This window comes from uncultured Nitrosomonas sp. (assembly GCF_902826915.1).
In the GTDB taxonomy this organism is placed as follows: Bacteria; Pseudomonadota; Gammaproteobacteria; order Burkholderiales; family Nitrosomonadaceae; genus Nitrosomonas.
Genome location: NZ_CADEGP010000041.1, coordinates 1 through 23,793 on the forward strand (window position 1 = coordinate 1; position 23,793 = coordinate 23,793).

A 23,793-nucleotide genomic window follows, 5' to 3' on the forward strand; every position below is an offset into this window, starting at 1 on the left:
GGGTTGAGCAAGATTACCACTTATCGGACTGTCCGAATTTGCGAGGCCGCTTCTTTATTAAGGAACCAACAAGCTCAACAAGTATGATTATTTAATCACTTGTCACGTTCATTAAATTTAATGTAAAATTAAATGTTATCTAGTTTCTTAATTAAAGAAAGAAAGCGCATCGCACTTCAAAATTAACATTAATTAATCCAACCAGTTTAGTTAGTTATAGTATAGGCAGACATAAAATTATGGTCATTATAAGATTGGCGCGGGGCGGTGCAAAAAAACGCCCTTTTTTTAACATGGTTGTAGCAAATTCACAATATGCGCGCGATGGCCGTTTCATAGAACGTGTCGGTTTTTACAATCCGAGAGCAACGGGAGGCGAAGAAGCTCTTCGAGTTCAATTAGAACGAGTTGCATACTGGCAATCCCAAGGAGCGCAATTATCATCAACGGTGACTCGTCTAATCAAACAATTTACAATCCAAAAAGAAGCCTCAGCAAACGGCAGTTAAATCAAAATTGCACGAATGATAGTAATGGGTCATATCATCGGTCCATATGGAATTTATGGCTGGATAAAAATTAATCCCTGCACAGAGTACTTAGATGGATTGATGGAATACTCGCAATGGTGGTTAAGCAACGAAAATACCGAATGGCAAAAAGTGCACGTGGTTAATGGTCGTATCCATGGCACCACTTTGCTAGCAAAATTAGAAGAATGTACTGACCGCACACAAGCAACCAAACTCAAAGGAACACAGATCGCAATCCCTCGCGATTGGCTACCGGATTTACCTGAGAATGGAACTGACGGTTATTACTGGGCTGATTTAGTTAATGCCAAGGTCATTAATTTAAAAGGAGAGGAACTAGGCACAGTTGTCGGTTTATTCGAAACAGGTGCAAACGATGTTTTGCGAATAACAGAAACAGACAATGAAAAAAAAGAAATTCTTATACCTTGTATTTCTCAGTATGTCGTGAAAGTCGACTTGAAAAATGCTCAGATCATAGTTGATTGGAATCGGGATTATTAAGGCACGAGCCATGCCATTTGAATGCGATGTCATCACATTGTTTCCAGAAATGTTCGATGCCATCACACAAAATGGCGTAACAGGTAAAGCAAGCAGAAACGGAATTTTCAATCTTAGCACGTGGAATCCGCGAAACTTTACTCACGATCATTATCGCACAGTAGATGATAGTTCCTACGGTGGTGGGCCTGGAATGGTCATGATGGCTCAACCCTTAGACGACGCCATTATTCAAGCACGGGAAAGACAAAATACATTAGGTATTACTAAACCCACAGTTGCCTACCTAACACCCCAAGGAAGTCGGCTTGATCATAAAATGGTCACACAACTGAGCAAACTGCCAGGTTTAATATTACTTTGCGGACGCTATGAAGGTATTGATGAACGTTTGATCAAACGTCAGGTTAATGTAGAAATTTCTATTGGTGATTATGTTGTTTCCGGTGGAGAATTGGCCGCAATGGTATTGATAGACTGTATTACGAGACAAATTCCAGGAACATTGGGTAATCTGGAATCTGCAAACCAAGACTCATTTGTGGAAGGATTGTTAGATTATCCACACTATACTCGCCCAGAAATTTACAAAGGCCATCATGTCCCCAAAATACTAATGTCAGGTAATCACGCAAAGATCCATCGCTGGCGTTTTCAGCAAGCACTTGGTAGAACATGGCTAAAAAGGCCCGATTTATTTAATTTGAAATTTGCCCATGGATTGACAGCAGAAGAAGAAAAGCTTTTAGAAGAATTTAAACAGTCCTGTAAATCCAGGTAGAACCGGTCAATAGGAGAAAAACATGAACTTGATTGAGCAATTAGAAGCAGAAGAAATGAAACGTCTGAACAAAGACTTACCCGACTTCTCCCCTGGAGATACCATTACTGTCAATGTCAACGTTGTCGAAGGAGAACGTAAGCGTGTACAGGCCTATGAAGGTGTTGTGATAGCCAAAAGGAATCGCGGACTGAATTCAGCATTCACTGTTCGTAAAATTTCAAGCGGAGAAGGTGTAGAACGTACTTTTCAAACCTATTCCCCATTGATCGCAAGCATTGAAGTTAAACGCCGAGGCGCAGTTTGCCGCGCAAAACTTTATTACCTCAGGGATCGTGCTGGCAAATCAGCTCGCATTCGCGAGAAACTACCTGCTCGTATAGGTAGCAACAAAAACCTAAAACAACCCGCACAACCAGAACCAGCTCCAATCACAACAGAGTAAATACGGGCACATAGTCAGCCAATCACCGTACATTACGCTACATCAATGTACGGTGATTGCAATTCAAGACTAGGTCTACAAGTTTATTATTTAAGAAAATCCATAACAGTTTCTGGCGGGCGGCATAGCTTTGCTCTGTCACCACTGACTACAATGGGACGTTGAATCAGATCCGGGTTTTCCACCATCGCCTTAATAATTTCATCATCGGATGCGGCGCTTAAATTATGCGCCGCCGGCTCGTCCTTGCGAAGGATATCACGCACTGGCAAATTAAGTTTTTGAATCAATTCTCGCAGCTCCCCCGCCGTTAAGGGTGTTTCATAATAATTAATCGATTCAAATTCCTCACCACTCTCCTTAAGCAGAGATAATGTCGCTCTACATTTACTGCAAGTAGGCTTTTGATAGATAACTATCTTATCGGTCATACCATTTCCTTGTCACAACTTGCCAATAGAAGACATAAGTCCTAAAAATGTTGCATTCCTTGTTTTATTTCACGCCGCACTCAGCTGAAATTGCTTTATGGGCTGCACTTGAGCCACTGAGCCCAAATGTATCTGTTGTTGCCGTCCCTCGCGTTGACGCTCCTTTAACCACCAGTGAGTTTCCTCGCTTGATTGCATCCGTAATCTTATTGTCAGTAGCTTCGTCCGAGCCCCACGCCGAATCATCCTGAGTAAAAAGACGAAAATTCTGATTATTCACAATAACTGTCGCGTCACTTCCTGGTTTATAGGAATAGCCAGCAATAAAACTGAAAACATTTTTACTTTTCTCAGCTGGACGATGCGTAATCAGAGCAAAAACATCACCACGTTTGGTGTAATTCCCCTCTGATTTTTTAGGTTGACTCACCATATAACAAACTTTGCTATCGCTTTCCATAAACGTATAAGCCGTCCAATCCCCATGCTGGCCAATAAGTTTCGGCTCCGCAGCTTGAACTGAATTGCATAAGATAAAAACAGCGCCAATAGTTACTAATCTGGTAAATTTATGCTTCATTTTAGAAACCTTGAAAATTATAGTCATTACAGTTTTGATTAATCGGAGTCAAAAAGCAAGAAGCATTTTCACTCCAACCTGCTAATCATAAGATAAAATTATTAACAACCTTCCATCTTGTAAATATAAAAACCATTCTGGCTGATTTCATCCATAACATTGGCAGGCGCACTTTGACTATGGCAAAAACTGCATTCCTTACTGGTAATAACTGCATCGCCTTCACCAATCGATGCAAGCCATTGTTTTGCATACTCGACAGCTTTCTGGTCATCCTTCACCGCAGTAAATACATCAAAGTGCATCGTATGACCATCTTTCGCTTTAACATAAGTATCGTAAACATGAATTTGCATATTATTTTCCTTGAAAACAGATTATTTAGAACTAAAGACATGTAGCGACCCCATCCAACACGACTCGCTACCTATATAATAACTATACCAATTAATCGATTAAACCGCCATGAGAAATGCACAACGATTCAATCCTGACAGGACCAGGTCATTTGCATAAAAAAACATTATTTCTTTCTCGCGACCATTACTCCGTCCCGAATTGGATTAATAAACACATCAAAATCCGGGTCATTAAAAATCATCTGATTATGTTCGACTATCGCCGCCGTCGACGCATCAATCTCATTCTGATAATTCTTTACTGCCACCCGTCCATGCCATAAAACATTATCTGCAATGTATAGACCGCCAGAACGTATCCTATGCTTGGCTATTTGCCATATTTCTGGATAAGCGCTTTTATCAACATCGTTATAGCAAATATCAAACAAGCCATCAGTCTGCTCAAAAACATCTTGTGCCAAACCCACATGGAATTCTACGCATTGCCATAACTCTGCAGCAGAAAGATATTTTTTTGCGCGATGACGATTTACTGCATCCGAATCGCTACATATCACGCGGCCATCATGCCCAATTGCCTTCGCGAACCAATAAGCCGAATAACCAAAACCGCTACCGAATTCAAATACTCTTTTAGCATTGATCATACTTGCTTGAGTTTTAAGAAAAACACCGACCAGACGATTCACAATCGGAAAATTCTCTTGCCGCGCAAGCTCTTCCATTTCAAAAAGAACCGGGTGATCCGTGCGTATAACTAAGTTACGCATATATGCTTCAATAGCAGGATTAACCGGGATTAACCCGTCTGCATCATCAATACCTGTCGATCGAAAATCATCCATGCCCTGCCCCACCTAGTTAAAAGAATCAGTCACTTCCTCGTAGCCATTAATACACACTCCTCGCCGGAGTCTTGATCAAATAAAAAATAATTCGCGCCACAAGTTGGAACCAAAATCCTCTCAAAACATCACGCACAGTCATATGATGCCGCCCTTCTGTTGCATCGTTCACAAAAGATGTGCTTGCCTGACCAATACCAAAAGCACCTACCGTTGTCGTCCATGAGCGCAAAGAATTGAATTCGGTTTTTTGCGCAAGCCGGAGCAATGTTTTACGAGAAAATAAATGTAAGTGCCTGGGTGGCTCAAGTCCGCGCCACCCCGCACCAAACCTGCGGTGACCATAGCTCGCCACATTCGGCGTCAGAACAACCAGTACACCATCTTTTTTAAGTAGGCGAAAACACGTCTTCAGCAAAGCCAGAGGGTCATGCACATGTTCAATCACATGGCTCAAAATAACAGCATCATAACCTTCGATTACATCCAAGCTTTCAAGCATCCCTAAATGCACGGGAATACCTCTTGCTTCACAGACATAACTAGCTGCTACCGGATCAATCTCCTGTCCCACAACATCCCAACCCAATGCTTGCATTCGCGCTAATCGCTTACCGTTACCATAACCTACTTCCAATAACCGGCCCGGCAAGGTCTGATCCAAATACATACACTTATAGTGCCCGCGCTCTTTTCGCAACCTCAGCAGATAGATACTCAGACTATGCAAAACTACGCGAATAATACGCACCATCCGTGCTTGCTGCATATAATATGATGAGAAATACGTATAATAATTTTGGTACGCTTTTCTAATCTCACTTAACGTAGATTCTTGGATCAAGCCAAACCGCAATCAGTCCCTCTGCATGCTTTAAAACTCCATTCTCCATAAGTACCAAAAAAATAATCACTACAGTGACGATACAATATTTTCCCAGGCTTTCCACACAAATAGCAATCTGACGTCGCTTCAGTGCCGATCAGATTTTGCCGCAGCGAATTCTTAACTGTCTCATTCACGTTCATTCCAGTTCATAGCTATTGCAGTAATTATCAACAACAGAATCGGTGTTCTGCTAAAAATAATAAAAGTCTCCGTAAACCCAGCTAGAAAGATAAAACTTACTAAGCCCGCACCGAGTAAATTCAAATTGCTCCTATGAAATGCTTGATACCAGCTCCATAATAGAAACCCCAAGGTCAGCATACCGAGAATACCGACATGCATGCCGATTTCAATCCAATCATTATGGTAATGCACAGTTTCCTGGAATTCCGGCAAATCCTTATATAGTCCATTCCTGTATGTCACAATGGTCTTTTCGAAATATTTCTCGGGTGCACCTGTACCAAAACCTGACAAAGGACGCTCTGCAACGCCATGCAGACCAACATCCCACATTGCAAGGCGATAGCCTAAACTGGAACTGTGATTTCCTTGCTGTAATAATTCGATATCACTTTTTATCTGCATCAATCTAACCTGAAATGCAGGGCTACTATAAGCAAAAGCAACTCCGACTATCAGCATTAAAAGCAAGATACTAAAAAACTTTCTCATTTCTATTTTGTAACGCAAAAAGATTATCAGTAATATGCTAATTAAGGTTACTAACAAAAACATTCTTCCATTCTGATGAAATTGAATGAAAAGTAAAGTCAAAACACCCATCACAAACAATATCTGCAGTTTGATCGATGAATTCATGCAAGCAATTCCACTGGTTACAATTGCACCAATCCCAAGCATTGCCGAAAAACTCAAATAAGACATTCCCAACAATGGAATGCCTTGAGCATCAATGTCAAGCCACTGATAAACTCCAACCGCGAGAACACATAAATAACTAGCAATCAAGCTACCCAACGCCCACGGCAAGCGCTCTTTGTTTATCAGTGAATAAAAGGGAATAAAGATTAGGAGCGCAAAATACTTTAACCATTTCATTCGTCCATTTTGTGGCCATTCACTCCATAGCAACCCTAGCAACAATAGCGCACACAAAAGTAGTAATGCTTGCACCAGCGGCACTTTGAACGTTTGACTCAGACGACATGCACCACCGTCCATAAGCCATGCAGCTATCAACAGTGGAGAAGAAATAAGCATCCACTCGCTGCGCCAGAATCCTACGCAAAAAAAGACCAATGCAAACCGAATGAACCATTCCCGTCTTGTATTATTCGTTGACATAGAACCGATAGACTGAGACGCTAGAGTGACGCGGCGTTCCATTCGCGCACTTCTAAGCGACGCAACAGAACAAACAATTTCAATAAAGTGCGTGTCCATACAGGAACAGCTGGAAGCAACCACACCGCAGTGATACGCTTATCTTCTCGCGACCAACCACGTAGCATTAATTTCACCACCACACTCAGGTTAATTTTGCTGTTGCGCATTTGCAGACAGGATAGCACTGGCAATCGCGCGGGCGTTAACCAATGGAGTCGCCCACCTTGCCACATCACTTGCTCAAGCGAATCCACCAATTCTAAAGGCAGATCGGCCAATGTATAAGCACCCGAAACAACCAGAATATTTTGCCGTGCGAGTGGATAGCGCGAGAAATATAACGCACGATTACGCTGCACTAATTCCTGATATGCTTTTCCGCGCCCGAATGACACACCAATCTCATGACGAACCACTGCATCCGGATGCACTCCCATGCGCCACCCTTGTTTCATCAACCGCCGCCCTAGATCAGTGTCCTCATAGTAGCCTCGACCAAATTGCACATCAAATCCACCCATCGCTTGAAAAACAGCACGACGGATCAAAAAAGCGTAGCCTCTAAATCGATAGGTGGCAATATAACCGCCTGGTTGACGCAAGTAATAGTCAGCCTTTGCACTTGGAATATCTCCTTCAGCTGGACTAATAACCGCCAATTTCTGGTCAACAGTAATCGCTGCACAAAGTAGAGGCAAGAAATTTCCCAGAACTTCGATATCTGAATTGAGTACCAGTATCCAATCAGCATCAGAACGCGCAGCGGCATCATTCACTGATCCTCCATACCCCTTATTGTCCGGCGCATGAAAAACCTTGATTTGTGGATGCGACAGGCCATCCAGCATGGCGTGAGTTTCTGGTTCCGAAGCATCGTCCTGGATATAAACCGTTCGAATGGATAAACCCAGATGCGCCACCACAGAATCAATGCACCGTTTGCTAAATTCCGGTGCATTATAGACAGGAATCACTACATCAATTGTGGGAGTCGGGAACGTATTCATTACCCAAGAAAAAACAACGGATCAAATCCTGCCAAAGATCAAACAGGTTTCACCCCAATTCCTGGATGGTCTTCGAGTCACTTCGAGACCAGCTTGTCTCATAATCGCAATGGCCTTATCCTGCTCGACATCGGTTCCCAATTCGATAATCACTGATTTCAACGCGGGGTTTCCCAGAACGGTGGACGCGCCTTCCAGAATAGGAATTTCTATCCCATCGACATCAATCTTTATATAATTAGGACATGGAAATCCCCATTTCCCGCACAAATCATCCAATGTCACACCAAATATTCCTTGAATGTGCGTCGCTGATATTTTCATATTCTCCAGACTCTCATGCCCGAATTGAGACCGATTCCCTCCCGGAATGAATTTAGGAATATACAACTTCGAAAACTCACTGCGACCCGATACCGCAACGCAGTAGGATAAAATATGACTCCCTAAATTATTCAAGTAAATATTTTTATTGAGCGCATAGTAGTTATTGCTCTGTGGCTCAAAAGAAAATATCTGCACAGCGTTGTCATATTTTTTCGCCGGATACAATGAATATTGACCAATATTAGCGCCAATATCAAAATAGCACGAGCCCGATTCGAAGCTATCCAGCCAATCCAACGTATCAGGCTCTTTCTTCGAATACGTTTTGGCTCGATTGAGCGTACGCAAGTGATCAACCGAAATCAGAATCCGTTGATCCCGCACTCGTACATCGGTATAGCCACCCTTCAGTTTATAGGCTGCCACAATCAATTCGTTGAAAATATCCATAGCTCGAATCTTATCTCTCATGGATTAACGATCAATCATGATCCCTGTATGGCCTCTAGCGTTGCGGTTCAGCTTGCCAGCCGCTCAAGTAAAGACACATAACGAGGTAACACATTGGCGTCCGGATAGTCCAGCATTTCCTTTAAAAAGTGTTGCCGATGTTCTTCCACATAAAAGGAATCAAATCCGTTAGCAAGAAAATAATTAATTTTCTCGTACACATCGTCGCGGCATTTCAATTCCGTCTCCGGCATGTAATAAGCCACAGCGGAACGGGCTGCAATCAAATAATCAGCAGCCAGAACCGGCTTTTTTGTCCTGACCGCTTCAAATACCACGGAAGTGGCCAAATCAATAATGACATCAGCCCAGTTCATCAAATGCACCGAATGCGCACCATCACCGGCAACAGTTACATTCGGTAGCTTCTTGATCGAGCTGTCTTTGGTCAGTGACTGCTTCCATCCGCTACGCGTATGTGGTTTGATGATCAACTCGACATCGGGAAACCCGGCCAGCATATGCACCACTTCGCCCACTTCTTCCCAGAATGTGGTGAAATTGGCTTTGCGTAGAAACATGACTATCTTAAGCTTACTATTCGATCGGGTAAGTGGTGAAGGCGGCATCAATCCGGATAATACATTGAGCCATACCTCGCAATAACGGGGCGAACCTAACACGGCAAGCTGGCTTTCTGTCATAAACGGACGAAAACGCACAGCGCATAGCTGATTAGGAACCACCACTTTGTCGAATATCGTAGCTGCCGAGAATGTTGCATCCGGTTCAGCCCTACGCTCGCCACGGCGAATCAATTGGCTGGCATGCGGACTATCGCCATGCGGCAACGATACAGTTCCCAGTCCACGTTCTTTGGCCATGGCAATAACAACCTCGACCCATTCTATGCAAATTACCGAATTACGCTCAACCCAATCAAAAGCTACCACACCCTTGCCTTCGCTACCAAAACAACGATCCAGCAAAAATCCCGCAGTATGCCGCCATAATGGGTCGCGTTTTTTCTCGTCAATCCGTTCCGCCAATTTTTCCGCCAACCTACCAATCACTTTGATACGTCGAACATTGCGCGTCAGCATCAGCATCTGCAAACGCCATTTCCAGTAATCCATCCACGAAAACAGCTCGTTCATATGCGCCACACGCACACCTTGCAACTGACTCAAATACTTGACGCGAAAATCACGCCGGAATTGCGCCGATCCAATCAGTACCACATCACACTGATGCCCTGATTCAATCCACTGATAAACAATCGGAGTAACATGATCGATATCGTTATAGTGCCGAAGAAAAAAAAGCGCTTTCATAACCATGATGAAAAAATATTCAGAACAAGGTGCATTTTAGGCCTTTTTCCTATTTAAACAGATGATTCGATAAAGCGCGCCATTTTACTCTCGCAACTTCCCAATTACCAGTAACATGTCCGCGCCTGTGAAAAAACCACAACACGTAAGAAAGTATTTAAATTTTCGAATAACTATTGCCCAGGAAATAAAAAAAACCGGATAATCAATACATCATCTTTGGCCGTACATTTATAACTCCAACCAATCACACAAAATTTCATGAAAACAATTGCAGTCATTCCCGCCCGCATGGGCTCATCACGTTTTCCCGGAAAACCTATCGCACAAATCCTGGGTCGCTCGATGATTGAGCACATTTACAAACGTGTAGCCATGAGTAAATCACTCGACGCCACTTACATTGCAACTTGTGACGAAGAAATTCGCCAAGTCGCTGAAAGCTTTGGCGCTCCGGTTATCATGACTGCCGACACGCACGAACGCGCCAGCGATCGAGTCGCCGAAGCAGTCATCCAAATCCCCGATGCAGACTTGATCGTAATGGTACAAGGCGACGAACCGATGACACATCCGGACATGATCGATACCGCTGTTGCGCCCTTTAGAAACGATCCGGAATTAGGCTGCGTGAATCTGGTACGCAAAATCGATCATGAACCTGATTATCATGATTTCAACACCATCAAAGTCGTCATGAATCAACAAAACAATGCGCTCTACATGTCACGCCGCCCGATTCCATCGCTTGCTAAAACCGGTTTCGTTGATACGGCCGCGTACAAGCAAGTATGCATTATCCCTTTCCGCCGCGAAACACTATTCCAATACACTCGCCTGACGCCCACGCCCTTAGAGCAATTGGAATCAATCGATATGTTGCGTCTGCTCGAACATGGACTGCAGGTTAAAATGGTGCCGACCGAATTTAACACGCAAGCGGTCGATACCATGGCAGATCTGCTGCGCGTCGAGAAATTGATGGCAGCAGATCCACTGCTCACCCGCTACTAGGAATCGCCATGTCATTAAAAGCAAAATTAAACCGTTCCGAATTGACCATCGGCTCCTGGGTCACACTGGGACATCCGTCGATTGCCGAAATCATGGCAGCGGCCGGCTTTGACTGGTTAGTGCTGGATATGGAGCACAGCGTGCTGGAACTCAGCGAAGTGCAATCAATCATCCAGGTGCTGGACGGCAAACAATGCCCAGCCATTGTGCGCCTGACGTCTAATCACCCCGATCAGATCAAGCGTGTTATGGATGCTGGTGCCACTGGTATCATGGTACCGATGATCAAGTGCGCCGCAGATGCCAAAGCCGCTGTCGATGGCGTATATTACCCGCCGCGCGGACAGCGCGGTGTCGGCCTGGCACGCGCACAGGGCTATGGCCACAGTTTTCAGGCTTACCGCCAGTGGTTGGAAGAGAATGCGATAATTGTCGTAATGATTGAACATGTCGACGCTGTCAGAGCCATCGATAGCATCCTTGAGGTTCCTGGCATCGATGCATATATTATTGGTCCGTACGATTTATCTGGCTCCATGGGGCGTCCCGGCGATCTCGACCATCCCGATGTACAAGCAGCCATCGCGCAAGTGCTGGAAGCAGGCCGCCGCGCCAACAAATCTGGCGGCATTCATGTTATCGAACCCGATCCGCAAGCGCTGCAACAACGCATTCAAACAGGTTTTAATTTTCTTGGGTATGGATTGGATATCCGCATTCTGGATTCAATTTGTCGCACCCATTTACATAACATTCGCGAGACACTGAAAACATCATGAATACATTGATTATTTCCACCTCATCGTTTGATATTGACAACAACCCGCCACTGCAGCAATTACTGCAAAAGGGTATGCGCATCATCACCAATCCACACCGCCGCAAACTGACCGAAGACGAAATTATCGAATTACTGAAAGATGGCTCGATTGGCCTGATCGCAGGTATCGAGCCCCTGACCGAACGAGTCTTTCAAGCCGCGTCCAGACTGAAAGTCATCTCGCGCTGCGGCGCCGGTTTGGATAGCGTCGATCTGACTGCGGCCAAGAATCGCGGCATCGCTGTCCTGAATACGCCGGAAGCCCCTGCGCAGGCGGTTGCGGAACTGACACTAGGATACATTTTAAATCTACTGCGACAGATCAGCGCAATTGATCAGGCCGTGCGCAAAGGCGAATGGCCACGCACGCAAGGCCGCCTGCTGGCGGCGCAAACCGTCGGCATCATCGGTCTGGGACATATAGGCCGCCGGGTTGCACGCTTGTGTCAAGCATTTGAAGCCACGGTTATCGCGTATGATCCGTACGCCGACCAAGTGCCTGATGGCGTCACATTGCTGCCACTGGAACAGTTGCTGACAAAAGCCGACATTATCACCTTGCACCTGCCCTACTCACCCTCCACGCATCATTTGCTGAATACGCAAGCGTTAGCAGTGATGAAACCGGAAGCCATTATCATCAACGCGGCACGCGGCGGATTGGTCGACGAAAGCGCATTGGCGGATGCACTCAAATCCGGCAAAGTCAGTGCGGCCGCACTGGATGTTTTTGAGCATGAGCCTTACCAAGGAGCATTGCTTGAATTGAATAACATCATCGTGACATCGCATATCGGTTCCCTGGCTAGAGAGTCACGGCGACTCATGGAAATCGAAGCAGCGGAAAATTTACTGCAAGGATTGATCAAAACAGGTGTAATTCAATGACAGCGATTTCGAATGAAAAAGTAATCGTGTTTGGCGCCAGCGGTTTTTTAGGTAGTCATGTCGCCGACGCATTATCCGCCGCAGGCTATCAAGTGCGGCTATTCGATCGCAATCCCTCACCATTTCTTAAAAGCAACCAGGAAATGATCGTTGGCGATATCATGGATCTCAACCAAGTGATCGAAGCCGCCAAGGAAACATCGATCGTGTATAACTTCGCCGCAATCGCCGATATCGACGAAGCACACGACAAGCCCATTCCCACTGCAACGATTAACGTGCTGGGCAACATGCATGTGCTCGAAGCCGCCCGTATCGCCGGTGCGCGCCGTTTTGTGTTTGCCAGCAGCGTCTATGTTTATTCCGAATCCGGCTCTTTTTATCGTGCCAGCAAGCAAGCTGCGGAACGTTTTACCGAAACCTATCACGAGCGCTACGGCCTGGATTACAACATTTTACGTTATGGCTCGCTGTATGGCCGACGCGCCGACAGACGCAACGGCATTTATCGCATGTTGCACGAAGCAATCGAACAGCACTCGATCACCTACAAAGGCAGTGGCGATGCAATGCGCGAGTACATCCATGTCGAAGATGCCGCGCGCATGAGCGTGCAAGTGCTGGCGCCAGAATTCGCCAATCGACACCTGATTCTGACCGGCCAGGAAAAACTGCGCATCCGAGACGTGATGACAATGATTACGGAAATGTTGCCGTGGCCAGTGGAATTGCATTTCGATGAAGCTAATACCGTGCATCACTATAAAATCACACCGTATGCATTTCAACCGAGAATTGGCCGAAAATTGGTTTTGAATGAACATGTCGACCTAGGACAAGGCATGCTCGACTGCCTGCGAGAAATTCACCAGGATTTGCATCATAACGATGAAAATGACGACGCCACCCCAACCACCTCGGATAATCGCGCATGACCATGAAAAACTTTGACTGGCAAGCGATCATTTTTGATTTTGACGGTGTCGTGGTGGAATCTGGAAAAATCAAAACACAGGCATTCGCAGAATTGTATCGACCGCATGGTGAGGACATCGTCGCAAAAGTGGTGCAATTCCACAATCAAAACGGCGGCATGTCGCGCTACCACAAATTCCGGCACTTCCAACAACACTATCTCAACAAACCGCCATTGACCGAAACGGAAGTAAAACAACTGGATATCCATTTCTCCGAATTGGTAGTCGAAGCAGTCATCGCGGCTGACCCAGTACCCGGCGCACTCGAACTAATTCACCAGCAAGCCGAAAGAATTCCATTGTTCGTCGCTTCCGGCACGCCCGACTCAGAGCTCAAAATCATCGTCGAACGCCGTGGCCTCACGCCTTACTTCAAAGCAGTGCATGGTGCTCCAGCACCGAAAAAGAATATCATCGCAAGTTTTTTATCGACCTATGGCCTCAAAGCCGAATCCGTGTTGATGATCGGCGATGCGATTGCGGATTTGGAAGGCGCACAAGCCAACAATACCGCATTCCTGGGGCGCGTTTTTCCAGGCGATCCAAATCCTTTTCCGGCTCACATTAAAATCGTTCCCGATTTACGCGAGTTAGTCGATTAAAGTAACCCATGATGATGCAAAGACATGTCTACCCGGATATCGAATCATTAAGCCGAGGCTTTGCCGATTTTGTCGCAACCACGTTAAAAAACACGCTGGCTCGAAAGCCCCACGCCACCCTGGTTGTTCCCGGCGGCAACACCCCGCGCCATTACCTACCCGCATTGGCAAAATGTCAGCTACCCTGGGATCGAATTACCGTGACGCTATCAGATGAGCGCTGGGTTGATGTCAACGATGAACAATCGAATGAACATCTGATAAGAAAGTATTTGATGGCACATCTTCCGGCAGATACGCCTTTCGTTGGCCTCAAGACTCAGCACAAAAGTCCCTTTGATGCCGTCGAAGCAATTCACCAACAACTGGATCATCTGCCGCTGCCATTAAGCCTGACCGTATTAGGCTTGGGGGAAGATGGACATATTGCTTCGCTATTTCCTGGCATGAATCCTGATTTACTGTCTACACATCACTGTGCAGCCATTGCACCACCGATTGCGCCGTCGCTGCGTGTCAGTCTTTCATTGGCGACGCTGGCGGAAACTGAGCAGATTACATTGGTGGTTACGGGAGGAAATAAGCGGCAACTGTTGGACCAGTTGCATGATCACTTAAATTTAACATTACCAATTACTTGGCTTTTACAACGCACCAGATCACCAGTCAGGGTTTTTGAAACTGATGACATGTAAAATAAATTATAACTTGCCCCGGATAAATACTACTCGATGTCTTTTTGGGGTGACTAGATAGTGTTTCTTCATTTCCTACTTAACTCGCATTAGTAGTTGAGCCTAACAATTGTCTACAGTCGTTAACCCCCTTTGCAGGTAAAGTTACTCTTGCGAGTCTTGTCTTGGGGCAATTTTTCAAAATTAAATATAGCCCCAAAATCCGTCGACTGTAGATTCCTCTCTGATATCGCTCACATCGAAAATCAGCTCAAATTTTCAGCTAAGTATATTGATACAATAATCAGAGCTGTTATCACGCCGAATATCACTGCAACATTGATACTCATTTTTTTAATTGTTTCGGAATCATCTACCTTTCCTAATGTACTCATCTCTCTATTTACTCCTATATATTAAGTAAGCGTAGAGATTGTGAACCGAATCAGAATCAACTACCTTGATATAGATCAACATAATGCTGGTTGTAGGCCTCAATGACTCTAGCGTGATCACGCTGTGAATAGCCGCTCGAATTTGCACGGAATTCCTGAAAAACCCATCCAGATACGGTAGCATAGCGGCATTCCAATAACCGTAAGAACTAAACTATGCCTGTCAATATTCCTCCATTATCGCCTGAGCAACTTTTGCCCGTTTCGGGCGTAACGCTTGGTATTACGCAAGCCAGCATCAAAAAACCTAATCGCAAGGATTTGCTGGTTCTGGTACTAGATGAAGGCACGAAAGTCGCCGGGGTATTTACGCAGAATCGTTTTTGCGCCGCGCCGGTGGTTGTGGCAAAACAGCATCTGGCGCAATCGGTGCGTGCATTGATGGTGAATACCGGCAATGCTAACGCTGGAACGGGCGAAGCAGGTATCTTACATGCTCAGATGACCTGTGCGGAATTGGCCAAGTTGCTGGGTCTTGCGCCGCAACAGGTATTGCCGTTTTCAACCGGTGTGATTATGGAGCCATTACCGGTGGATCGAATCGTACAGGGATTACCTGCTGCGGTAGGAAATTGCAAAGCGGATAATTGGTTCGATGCCGCACACGCAATCATGACCACGGACATCGTGCCGAAAGCGGCGTCAAAGCAGGTGCAGATTAAAGGTAAGGTCGTGACGATAACCGGAATTTCCAAAGGCTCCGGCATGATCCATCCGAATATGGCGACGATGCTGGGTTTTATCGCGACCGATGCGGCTATTAGCCAGGCGATGCTGCAAAAGTTGGTGCAACATGCTTCGGATCGCTCGTTTAACCGCATTACAGTAGATGGCGACACCTCGACCAACGATGCGTTCATCATCATGGCGACCGGCAAAGCGAAACACGAAGAAATTGTTAATCCGCACACCGAGGAATTCTGCCAATTGCAGGATGCGGTCACTGCTGTTGCCGCGGAGTTGGCACAAATGATCGTGCGCGACGGTGAAGGCGCAACAAAATTCATCACCGTGCAAGTTGAAGATGGCAAGAGCAAGGATGAATGTGCCAAGGTGGCTTACGCAATTGCGCATTCGCCGCTGGTCAAAACCGCATTTTTCGCATCTGATCCGAATTTAGGTAGGATTCTGGCGGCGATTGGCTATGCCGGCATCGATGATTTGGATGTGAATGGCATTCAACTCTATCTGGATGACGTGCTGGTGGCGGAAAAAGGTGGCCGAGCAAAGAATTACCGTGAAGAAGATGGCCAACGCGTGATGAATCAGGCTGAGATCACTATCCGCGTCGCGCTTAATCGCGGCACGGCTTCAACGACGGTATGGACCTGCGATTTTTCATACGACTATGTCAAGATTAATGCAAGTTATCGCAGCTGATGGCCTGTGGAATAAATAATTATGAGTAATTTGGATAAGCTATATAAGCGGGCGAACAAGCTATTAGATCGTTTGGAGCAGACAATGCCCGCGACCCAACCAGAACCGGATTGGCAAGCATCGGTGGCTTTTCACTGGCGCAAGCAGGGAAATGCCGGATTTATTCAACCGGTGATTCATCCGCACCGGATTACACTCAATGCGCTATGCGGAATTGACAATCAGAAACAACGCATTGATCAGAACACACGGCAATTCGTGCAAGGGTTTTCGGCAAATAATGTATTACTTACGGGTGCGCGAGGTACAGGAAAATCGTCGCTGATTAAAGCACTGCTAACGCAGTATGCGCAGGAAGGTTTGCGTTTGATCGAGGTAGAGAAACACCACCTGATTGATTTGCATGAAATTGTGGAAAAGATTTATCAACGCCCGGAGCGCTTTATTCTATTTTGCGATGATTTATCGTTTGAAACCGACGAGCCCGGCTATAAAGCGCTCAAAGTAGTGCTAGACGGTTCGATTGCCACGGTCTCCGATAATGTGTTGGTCTATGCGACATCGAATCGTCGTCACATGGTACCGGAATTTATGCACGATAATCTGGATACACGGCATCTCGGCGAAGAAGTGCATCCGAGCGAGGCCGTTGAAGAGAAAATCTCATTGTCGGAACGCTTTGGTTTATGGGTATCTTTTTATCCATTTGACCAGGATCAGTATTTGAAAATTGTGCGTTATTGGTTGATTTATTTTGGCATCGACAACATGACCCCACTGACGCGCACCGAAGCTTTACAATGGGCATTGCAGCGCGGCTCGCGTAGCGGACGCGTGGCTTGGCAATTTGCACGGGATTTGGCCGGCAGAAAGAAATCCGCTAGCATCAACCGGAACCTATGAACCACTTCGCTGCGCCCAACGCTGAATTAACGCCCATCGTCGAAGTCGTCGCGGCGGTAATTCTACAGCCGGATGGCCAGTTCTTGCTGGCGCAGAGACCTGCAGGCAAGGTGTATTCGGGCTATTGGGAATTTCCCGGCGGTAAGGTTGAGCCTGACGAATCCTTATTGCGCGCGCTGGAACGTGAGCTATGGGAAGAATTAGGCATTCATGTTCGCTATGCTCAGCCTTGGATATCACGGGTTTTCACCTATGCACATGCGACTGTGCGGCTGCATTTTTTCCGCGTGGTGGAATGGGAAGGCAAGCTGATGCCAAGGGAAATGCAAGCTGTATCCTGGCAGATGCCACACCAAATTGTGGTTTCTCCTATCTTGCCGGCGAATGGCCCGATTCTGCAGGCACTGTTGTTACCATCGTTTTATGCCATCACGCACGCCAACGAGATCGGGATCGAATTAACACTGCAACAGATTGATCACGCATTACAAGGCGGCTTACGCTTACTGCAAATACGCGAGAAACAAATGGAGAGAGATAAACTGCGTGATTTTGCGGGGAAAGTGCTTGCGCTTGCACGCCCTTATCAAGCAAAAGTCCTGATAAATAGCGATGCAGAACTGGCGCACGCGACAGGCGCTGATGGCGTACATTTCACCTCATCGCAACTGATGGCGATGTCATCTCGTCCCGACCCGAAACATGGTTTGTGCGGCGCATCGTGTCACAATGCCGAAGAACTCTTTACAGCCGAGCAATTAGGGCTTGATTTTGTTGTATTGGGGCCGGTTCAATCTACTTTGAGCCATCCGGGATTGCCGCCATTAGGTTGGCGAAAATTTGCTGTAATGATTCGCGGCTATTCATTACCGGTTTATGCATTGGGTGGAATGACCTCAGGAGACTTAGTCATCGCGCAGGAAATGGGCGCACAAGGTATTGCCATGATACGTAGCATCGCACAATTATAATTTTCTACAGCATGGGATTGGTATAAACAGCCACTTGATTTCTTCCGCCTTCTTTAGCTTCGTATAAGGCTTTATCCGCTCTATCAAGTAAGGCTGTGCAAATAAAATCGGCATCATGTTGTAGCGAGATTGATAGGTCCCGCAGGCTGGCCATACCGATAGATACCGAGACATTGAGTTGCTTGTCATGAAGAATAATCGCTGAAGAATAAATTGCTTTGCGCAGCCGTTCAGCAATTTCGTGTGCCGCATGCAAGGTTGTTGAAGGTAGCGCCACGACGAACTCTTCTCCGCCATAGCGGGCTACGATGTCACACGATCTTACTTGCTCCTTGATTAGATTCACCATGTGCCGGAGCACCGAATCACCCGTTTGGTGACCATAGTTATCGTTGACTTTCTTGAAATGATCGACATCAAGAAACATACAGATCAAATCATCGTCCCAGCGAACACATCGGGCAATTTCATCTTTAAAACGCAGATCAAAATAACGGCGGTTATACGCTTGCGTTAACACGTCTTGATAACTGATTTCTTTGATTCTCTGCTGGTTGAGGCAGTTTTCTATCGCAACCGCGGTCATAGCGGAAAGTTTTTGCAGAAAAAGGGTGCCAATGCCCTTTTGGTATCGATGTGGATCTTGACTTAACAGCATCATTGCGCCAATCACCTGATTACTGCGAAGCAACGGAAAGTAAGCTGCACTTTTAATTTGATCTCTACACTTTAAGTCATTGATCATCCATCGATATCTCGTCAGCGCCTCTATTCCTAATAGCGGAATTACGGTAAGCGATTGAATCAAATCAATATCTTTTATAGCATCAAGGATCAATAATTTATTTGCCGAATCCAAACGCGCTTCTTCGTCATGTTCAAAAAATAACCGATCAGCGTCTTTCTGATGATCCACAAGACACAGCACCATGTCCAACAGTTGGAAACGCGCAACACTTCGGGATAGCAGTAAATCGCGCAGCTGCCTGGGGTTGCTGGCACCAATGATTTCAAAACCGAAGGTCTCGTATAACTCCTGTTTTTTTTCATTGGCTCTGGCCTGCTTAATGAAATGATCCAACTTACGCTGCAGCTCACGATTCTTATCATAAACCGATTCATCCATTCTCTATAGGCTCAGTTATTTTCTTCTTCTTGATCGTTCATAGGCTCTGGAATTCGATAGGATTCTTGAGCCCACTGCGACAAATCTGCTGTTTTACACCGCTCGGAACAAAATGGCCGGAAACGGTTAGTAACTTCCCAAATCACTTTCCTTCCACATTGTGGACAGTTAACTATGCGCTGTTGCATAAAAGAAAATCCTCATACCGGTAGTATACGATAAGGTAATCACCCTGTTTTGACGAAGAAAAGTTAAATTATTTTTTCAAGCTATTTTCACTTCGATATTGGATAGTAAGAAAAAAACTCCAAGCAATATTTAACGGTGTATTTTACATAAGTTAGATTAAACTTTTCTAACTGACACTCAAATACTTATCTCAAGGTCGACAATCCTAACTACTCAGCGAACATGATATGTGCTGCCAGATATGAAGTCGATAGGATCAAACAGCGACTATGTTTGTATCGTATCGTTGCGCAACCTGAATGACACCAGAAAATCTGCATACCATCACCATTTGCACAGAATTATCCTTTGACGCAAACGACTTGCTTCAAGGTATGAACGACCTCCACCAGCGAACGTTGTGCCTGCATGACCGCGTCGATATTCTTGTAGGCCATCGGAATCTCATCGATCACGGCGGCATCTTTGCGGCATTCGACATGGGCTGTTGCCGCGATCTGGTCTGCAACCGTAAAGCGGCGCTTGGCCTCATTGCGGCTCATGATGCGCCCGGCACCATGGCTGCATGAGCAGAATGCTTCCTCGTTACCAAGGCCACGAACAATGTAGCTCTTTGCGCCCATCGAGCCGGGAATAATACCCAGTTCACCTTTCTGCGCAGATACTGCGCCTTTGCGTGTTACCAGAATTTCCGCACCAAAGTGAATTTCCTTTTGCACATAATTATGGTGGCAGTTGACGGCCTCGGCATCGGTCACGAACGGCTTGGTAATGACCTGGCGAATTGCGGCGATGACATTTTGCATCATCACCGCGCGGTTACGCCGCGCAAAATCCTGCGCCCAACCCACGGCCTCGACGTAATCATCGAAATGCTCGCTGCCTTCTTTGAAATAAGCGAGATCCCGATCCGGCAGGCTGGCAATATGGTGACGCATATCTGCTTGCGCCAGCTCGATGAAAAAAGTGCCAATGGCATTGCCGACACCCCGTGAACCCGAATGCAACATCAACCACACGCGATCAGCCTGATCCAGACAAACTTCGATGAAGTGGTTGCCTGTGCCTAATGTTCCCAGATGCTTGTAGTTGTTCGTTTTCTTCAAACGCGGATATTTCCCGGCAATGCGATCAAATCCAGGTATCAGCTTTGCCCACATGGCACCTACTGATGCGGGCGGCGTATCCCATGCGCCTTTATCGCGCTTGCTGCGTTTCAAAGTACGGCCATGAGGTACGGCGCGCTCAATCGCGCTGCGCAACTCAAACAGATGGTCCGGCAAATCCTGCGCTGTCAGTGTCGTGCGCACAGCCATCATACCGCAACCGATATCCACCCCCACCGCTGCGGGAATGATTGCACCCAGCGTTGGAATCACGCTACCGATGGTCGAACCTTTACCCAGATGCACATCCGGCATTACCGCCAGATGCTTGAAGATAAAGGGCATAGTTGCCGTGTTCATCAACTGCGCGCGCGCTTCGTCCTCGACAGGCACGCCGTTGGTCCACATCTTGATCGGCTTGCCATTCTCAACTTGCAATAATTGATATTCCACGCGATACCCTTAATTCTTGATCTCTAACAACCTGTTCAGCATTTAAACCAAACCACCAAATACGGCACTTACCGGCAACAACACACTCGTTCCAGGGTTTGACTGCAATACAGCAGGCTTAGCTTCCATTACTTTGATAGTGTCGCGGCAATATCCCGAAAACTATTCAATCCAGCTTCCAGGTTCTCGATGATTTCATTCACCAGTTCATCGGGTTCCGGCAAATTATCCAAATCGGCCAGACTCTTATCCTTTAGCCAGAAAATATCCAAGCTGGTTTTATCGCGTGCGGTGATTTGATCGAAGCTGAATTTACGCCAGCGGCCTTCAGGATTGCTTTGTTCGTTCCAATTTTCCTTGCGTTGGTGACGATTGAGCGGGTTATAGCAGGCGATGAAATCCTGCAAATCCTCAAAGCGCAGCGGTTTCTTTTTGAGCGTGTGATGAATGTTAGTGCGGTAATCGTAATACCAGACCGCTTTTGTCCATGGGTCTTTGCTGGCTTCACGGTTATCGAAGAACAGCACATTCGCCTTGACGCCGTTGGCGTAGAAGATACCCGTAGGCAGCCGCAAAATCGTGTGCAGCTCGGTGGTTTCAAGCAATTTCCTGCGCACCGTTTCGCCCGCACCGCCCTCAAACAGCACGTTATCTGGCACCACCACCGCCGCTTTGCCGGTAGTTTTTAACATGGTGCGGATATGCTGCACGAAATTAAGCTGCTTGTTCGACGTGGTCGCCCAGAAATCCTGCCGGCTATACGTCAGATCATCTTTTGCCTGCTCGCCTTCTTCATTGGTGAAACTCATCGCGCTTTTCTTGCCGAACGGTGGATTCGCCAATACATAGTCAAACCGCTTGCCAGAGTCAGCCACCAGTGCATCGTTAGGGGATACCATGCTGTCGCCATCAATCTCGCCGATATTGTGCAAAAACATGTTCATCAAAGCAAGGCGGCGCGTACTGGCAACAATTTCATTGCCAGAAAATGTTTCGTGTTTCAGAAACGCTTTCTGCGTTTTATCCATCGCATGCTCGGCCACCAGAAAATCATACGCCGCCAAAAAGAAACCACCGGTGCCACAGGCCGGATCAGCGATGGTTTTTCCCGGTTCCGGACGCACACATTGCACCATCCCCCGAATCAACGCACGCGGCGTGAAGTATTGCCCCGCACCGGACTTGGTATCTTCTGCGTTGCGCTCCAGCAAACCCTCGTAAATATCACCCTTCACATCCGCCCCCATGGTCACCCACTGGGTTTCGTTGACCATATCGATCAGGCGGTACAGCTTGGCCGGATCCTGGATTTTGTTCTGCGCCTTAGTGAATATCTGTCCCAGCATGCCCGGTTTCTTGCCAAGTTCCATCAACAGCGTCACGTAATGCACTTCTAGCTCTGCGCCGCGCTTAGTCCTGAGGCTTTGCCAGTTATATTCTGCCGGGATATCAACTTTGCGGTTATAGGGCGGCTGGCTGTATTCATCCGCCATTTTCAGGAAGATCAGATAGGTCAGCTGCTCCAGATAATCACCATACCCCACGCCGTCATCGCGCAACGTAGTGCAGAAACTCCAGACTTTGGAAACAATCGATGCGGTTGCGTTCATGCCTTGATTTCGCAGCATTCGCAATGCTTGCGCATAAAACCACTGCCAGCATTCGCTGGATGTACATCATTTCCATAATAGTCATGGCTTGTATCACTACTATCACGCTTTTCACTTGCGTCATTTCCGCGCAGTGCCAGCCCCCGCGAAGGCGTGAGACGGGAATCCATTCGGTCCAGAAATAGGACTCCGGTTTCACGATTACAAGAGAACAGGCGCCTCACGAATATCGCAAAAACACAAAAAATGTTGTCGCTGTTCACGCCAATTCCTGCCATAAATCTCTCCACGTTGGATTCACTTTTTCGATCAAATCTATTTTCCATTGCCGATTCCATTTCTTAAGCTGCTTCTCGCGCTGAATTGCTGCCACCATCTCTTCATGCATTTCATAATAAACCAGGGAATGAACACCGTATTTTTTGGTAAATCCTTCAACCAGATCCTGTTTATGTTGCCAAACCCGCTGAATCAAGTGACTGGTTACCCCAATGTACAACGTACCGTTGTACCCACTCGCCAGAATATAAACCGCAGGCTGTTTTTCCATGATGCAATCCTAATCACACATTCACATCCAGACCATCCTTCGCATTATTGACATGACTCCCGCCAATACTATCCTATCCCTCATGAACCATCCCTTATCATATCCGCCATTGCTCTTCACATTTGTCACCCCTCGTATCCTTCGTCACATCCATCATTCCTTATCACATCCGTCATCCCTCGTCACATCCGTCATCCCTCGTCACATCCGTCATCCCTCGTCACATCCGTCATCCCT

At 46.5% G+C, this 23,793-nt stretch carries 28 protein-coding genes; 13 read left to right on the forward strand and 15 right to left on the reverse strand.

Going from position 1 to position 23,793, the window contains the following annotated elements:
- Positions 1-239 precede the first annotated feature (239 nt).
- From rpsP to rplS, 4 genes are read left to right on the forward strand one after another with little or no spacing between them, the layout of a single operon-like run.
- Positions 240-509, forward strand: coding sequence for a 30S ribosomal protein S16 (rpsP, locus tag QZV86_RS08460; RefSeq protein WP_295626189.1), 270 nt, complete (start codon positions 240-242; stop codon positions 507-509).
- Between the two features lie 15 nt (positions 510-524).
- The gene (rimM, locus tag QZV86_RS08465; protein ID WP_295626192.1) at positions 525-1,037 is read left to right on the forward strand and encodes a ribosome maturation factor RimM; all 513 of its coding nucleotides are present in this window, start codon (positions 525-527) and stop codon (positions 1,035-1,037) included.
- 10 nt (positions 1,038-1,047) lie between these two features.
- A complete protein-coding gene (gene trmD, locus QZV86_RS08470) occupies positions 1,048-1,818 on the forward strand; it encodes a tRNA (guanosine(37)-N1)-methyltransferase TrmD (RefSeq protein ID WP_295626195.1) in 771 nt (256 codons plus the stop codon).
- Positions 1,819-1,840: 22 nt separating this feature from the next.
- On the forward strand, positions 1,841-2,263 hold the full coding sequence (gene rplS, locus QZV86_RS08475) for a 50S ribosomal protein L19 (protein WP_295626199.1): 423 nt from the start codon (positions 1,841-1,843) through the stop codon (positions 2,261-2,263).
- Positions 2,264-2,349: 86 nt separating this feature from the next.
- Here the strand turns inward: rplS and QZV86_RS08480 are convergent, their stop codons facing one another.
- The 9 genes from QZV86_RS08480 to QZV86_RS08520 form a co-directional block, all read right to left on the reverse strand.
- A complete protein-coding gene (locus QZV86_RS08480; RefSeq protein WP_295626202.1) occupies positions 2,350-2,694 on the reverse strand; it encodes an arsenate reductase family protein in 345 nt (114 codons plus the stop codon).
- A gap of 64 nt (positions 2,695-2,758) precedes the next feature.
- Positions 2,759-3,274, reverse strand: a complete 516-nt coding sequence (locus QZV86_RS08485; protein ID WP_295626214.1) for an invasion associated locus B family protein — start codon at positions 3,272-3,274, stop codon at positions 2,759-2,761.
- Between the two features lie 101 nt (positions 3,275-3,375).
- A complete protein-coding gene (locus tag QZV86_RS08490) occupies positions 3,376-3,630 on the reverse strand; it encodes a DUF2024 family protein (protein ID WP_295626225.1) in 255 nt (84 codons plus the stop codon).
- A gap of 167 nt (positions 3,631-3,797) precedes the next feature.
- The gene (locus tag QZV86_RS08495) at positions 3,798-4,481 is read right to left on the reverse strand and encodes an O-methyltransferase (RefSeq protein WP_295626228.1); all 684 of its coding nucleotides are present in this window, start codon (positions 4,479-4,481) and stop codon (positions 3,798-3,800) included.
- A gap of 46 nt (positions 4,482-4,527) precedes the next feature.
- Positions 4,528-5,235: a class I SAM-dependent methyltransferase gene (locus QZV86_RS08500; protein WP_295626238.1), complete on the reverse strand. Its 708-nt coding sequence runs from the start codon at positions 5,233-5,235 to the stop codon at positions 4,528-4,530.
- Positions 5,236-5,496: 261 nt separating this feature from the next.
- Complete coding sequence (locus QZV86_RS08505) at positions 5,497-6,594, reverse strand: O-antigen ligase (protein ID WP_295626249.1); 1,098 nt, start codon at positions 6,592-6,594, stop codon at positions 5,497-5,499.
- Between the two features lie 104 nt (positions 6,595-6,698).
- A complete protein-coding gene (locus QZV86_RS08510; protein ID WP_295626254.1) occupies positions 6,699-7,694 on the reverse strand; it encodes a glycosyltransferase in 996 nt (331 codons plus the stop codon).
- 54 nt (positions 7,695-7,748) lie between these two features.
- Positions 7,749-8,504: an FkbM family methyltransferase gene (locus tag QZV86_RS08515; protein WP_295626256.1), complete on the reverse strand. Its 756-nt coding sequence runs from the start codon at positions 8,502-8,504 to the stop codon at positions 7,749-7,751.
- Between the two features lie 68 nt (positions 8,505-8,572).
- The gene (locus QZV86_RS08520) at positions 8,573-9,838 is read right to left on the reverse strand and encodes a hypothetical protein (RefSeq protein ID WP_295626266.1); all 1,266 of its coding nucleotides are present in this window, start codon (positions 9,836-9,838) and stop codon (positions 8,573-8,575) included.
- A 261-nt stretch (positions 9,839-10,099) separates the two neighbouring features.
- Here QZV86_RS08520 and QZV86_RS08525 point away from each other — a divergent pair, with 261 nt between their 5' ends.
- The 9 genes from QZV86_RS08525 (at position 10,100) to QZV86_RS08565 (ending at position 18,522) form a co-directional block, all read left to right on the forward strand.
- Entirely contained in the window at positions 10,100-10,852 is a 753-nt protein-coding gene (locus QZV86_RS08525; RefSeq protein WP_295626278.1) for a 3-deoxy-manno-octulosonate cytidylyltransferase, read from the forward strand.
- 8 nt (positions 10,853-10,860) lie between these two features.
- Positions 10,861-11,631, forward strand: a complete 771-nt coding sequence (locus tag QZV86_RS08530; protein WP_295626281.1) for an aldolase/citrate lyase family protein — start codon at positions 10,861-10,863, stop codon at positions 11,629-11,631.
- Positions 11,628-12,560, forward strand: a complete 933-nt coding sequence (locus tag QZV86_RS08535) for a phosphoglycerate dehydrogenase (protein WP_295626294.1) — start codon at positions 11,628-11,630, stop codon at positions 12,558-12,560. The genes QZV86_RS08530 and QZV86_RS08535 overlap by 4 nt, the downstream gene beginning before the upstream one ends.
- A complete protein-coding gene (locus QZV86_RS08540; protein WP_295626319.1) occupies positions 12,557-13,495 on the forward strand; it encodes an NAD(P)-dependent oxidoreductase in 939 nt (312 codons plus the stop codon). Before QZV86_RS08535 ends, QZV86_RS08540 begins: the two co-directional genes overlap by 4 nt.
- Positions 13,492-14,139, forward strand: coding sequence for an HAD family hydrolase (locus tag QZV86_RS08545; protein ID WP_366925695.1), 648 nt, complete (start codon positions 13,492-13,494; stop codon positions 14,137-14,139). The genes QZV86_RS08540 and QZV86_RS08545 overlap by 4 nt, the downstream gene beginning before the upstream one ends.
- Positions 14,140-14,150: 11 nt before the next feature.
- Positions 14,151-14,834: a 6-phosphogluconolactonase gene (gene pgl / locus QZV86_RS08550; RefSeq protein WP_295626322.1), complete on the forward strand. Its 684-nt coding sequence runs from the start codon at positions 14,151-14,153 to the stop codon at positions 14,832-14,834.
- 590 nt (positions 14,835-15,424) lie between these two features.
- Positions 15,425-16,648, forward strand: a complete 1,224-nt coding sequence (gene argJ, locus QZV86_RS08555; RefSeq protein WP_295626325.1) for a bifunctional glutamate N-acetyltransferase/amino-acid acetyltransferase ArgJ — start codon at positions 15,425-15,427, stop codon at positions 16,646-16,648.
- Positions 16,649-16,669: 21 nt separating this feature from the next.
- A complete protein-coding gene (locus QZV86_RS08560; protein WP_295626328.1) occupies positions 16,670-17,551 on the forward strand; it encodes an ATP-binding protein in 882 nt (293 codons plus the stop codon).
- Complete coding sequence (locus QZV86_RS08565; RefSeq protein ID WP_295626331.1) at positions 17,548-18,522, forward strand: Nudix family hydrolase; 975 nt, start codon at positions 17,548-17,550, stop codon at positions 18,520-18,522. The genes QZV86_RS08560 and QZV86_RS08565 overlap by 4 nt, the downstream gene beginning before the upstream one ends.
- A 4-nt stretch (positions 18,523-18,526) precedes the next feature.
- On the opposite strand, the gene QZV86_RS08570 is transcribed toward QZV86_RS08565, so the two are convergent.
- The 6 genes from QZV86_RS08570 to QZV86_RS08595 all read right to left on the reverse strand — a co-directional run bounded on the left by QZV86_RS08570 (position 18,527) and on the right by QZV86_RS08595 (position 23,556).
- Entirely contained in the window at positions 18,527-19,648 is a 1,122-nt protein-coding gene (locus QZV86_RS08570) for a sensor domain-containing diguanylate cyclase (RefSeq protein WP_295626333.1), read from the reverse strand.
- An 11-nt stretch (positions 19,649-19,659) separates the two neighbouring features.
- Entirely contained in the window at positions 19,660-19,836 is a 177-nt protein-coding gene (locus QZV86_RS08575) for a DNA gyrase inhibitor YacG (protein ID WP_295626336.1), read from the reverse strand.
- A 342-nt stretch (positions 19,837-20,178) separates the two neighbouring features.
- The gene (locus QZV86_RS08580; RefSeq protein ID WP_295626339.1) at positions 20,179-21,396 is read right to left on the reverse strand and encodes an RtcB family protein; all 1,218 of its coding nucleotides are present in this window, start codon (positions 21,394-21,396) and stop codon (positions 20,179-20,181) included.
- A gap of 128 nt (positions 21,397-21,524) precedes the next feature.
- Positions 21,525-23,006, reverse strand: a complete 1,482-nt coding sequence (locus QZV86_RS08585; RefSeq protein WP_295626343.1) for a class I SAM-dependent DNA methyltransferase — start codon at positions 23,004-23,006, stop codon at positions 21,525-21,527.
- Entirely contained in the window at positions 23,003-23,284 is a 282-nt protein-coding gene (locus tag QZV86_RS08590; RefSeq protein WP_295626346.1) for a hypothetical protein, read from the reverse strand. Before QZV86_RS08590 ends, QZV86_RS08585 begins: the two co-directional genes overlap by 4 nt.
- Positions 23,266-23,556, reverse strand: coding sequence for a GIY-YIG nuclease family protein (locus QZV86_RS08595; RefSeq protein WP_295626348.1), 291 nt, complete (start codon positions 23,554-23,556; stop codon positions 23,266-23,268). The genes QZV86_RS08590 and QZV86_RS08595 overlap by 19 nt, the downstream gene beginning before the upstream one ends.
- Between the last annotated feature and the right edge of the window lie 237 nt (positions 23,557-23,793).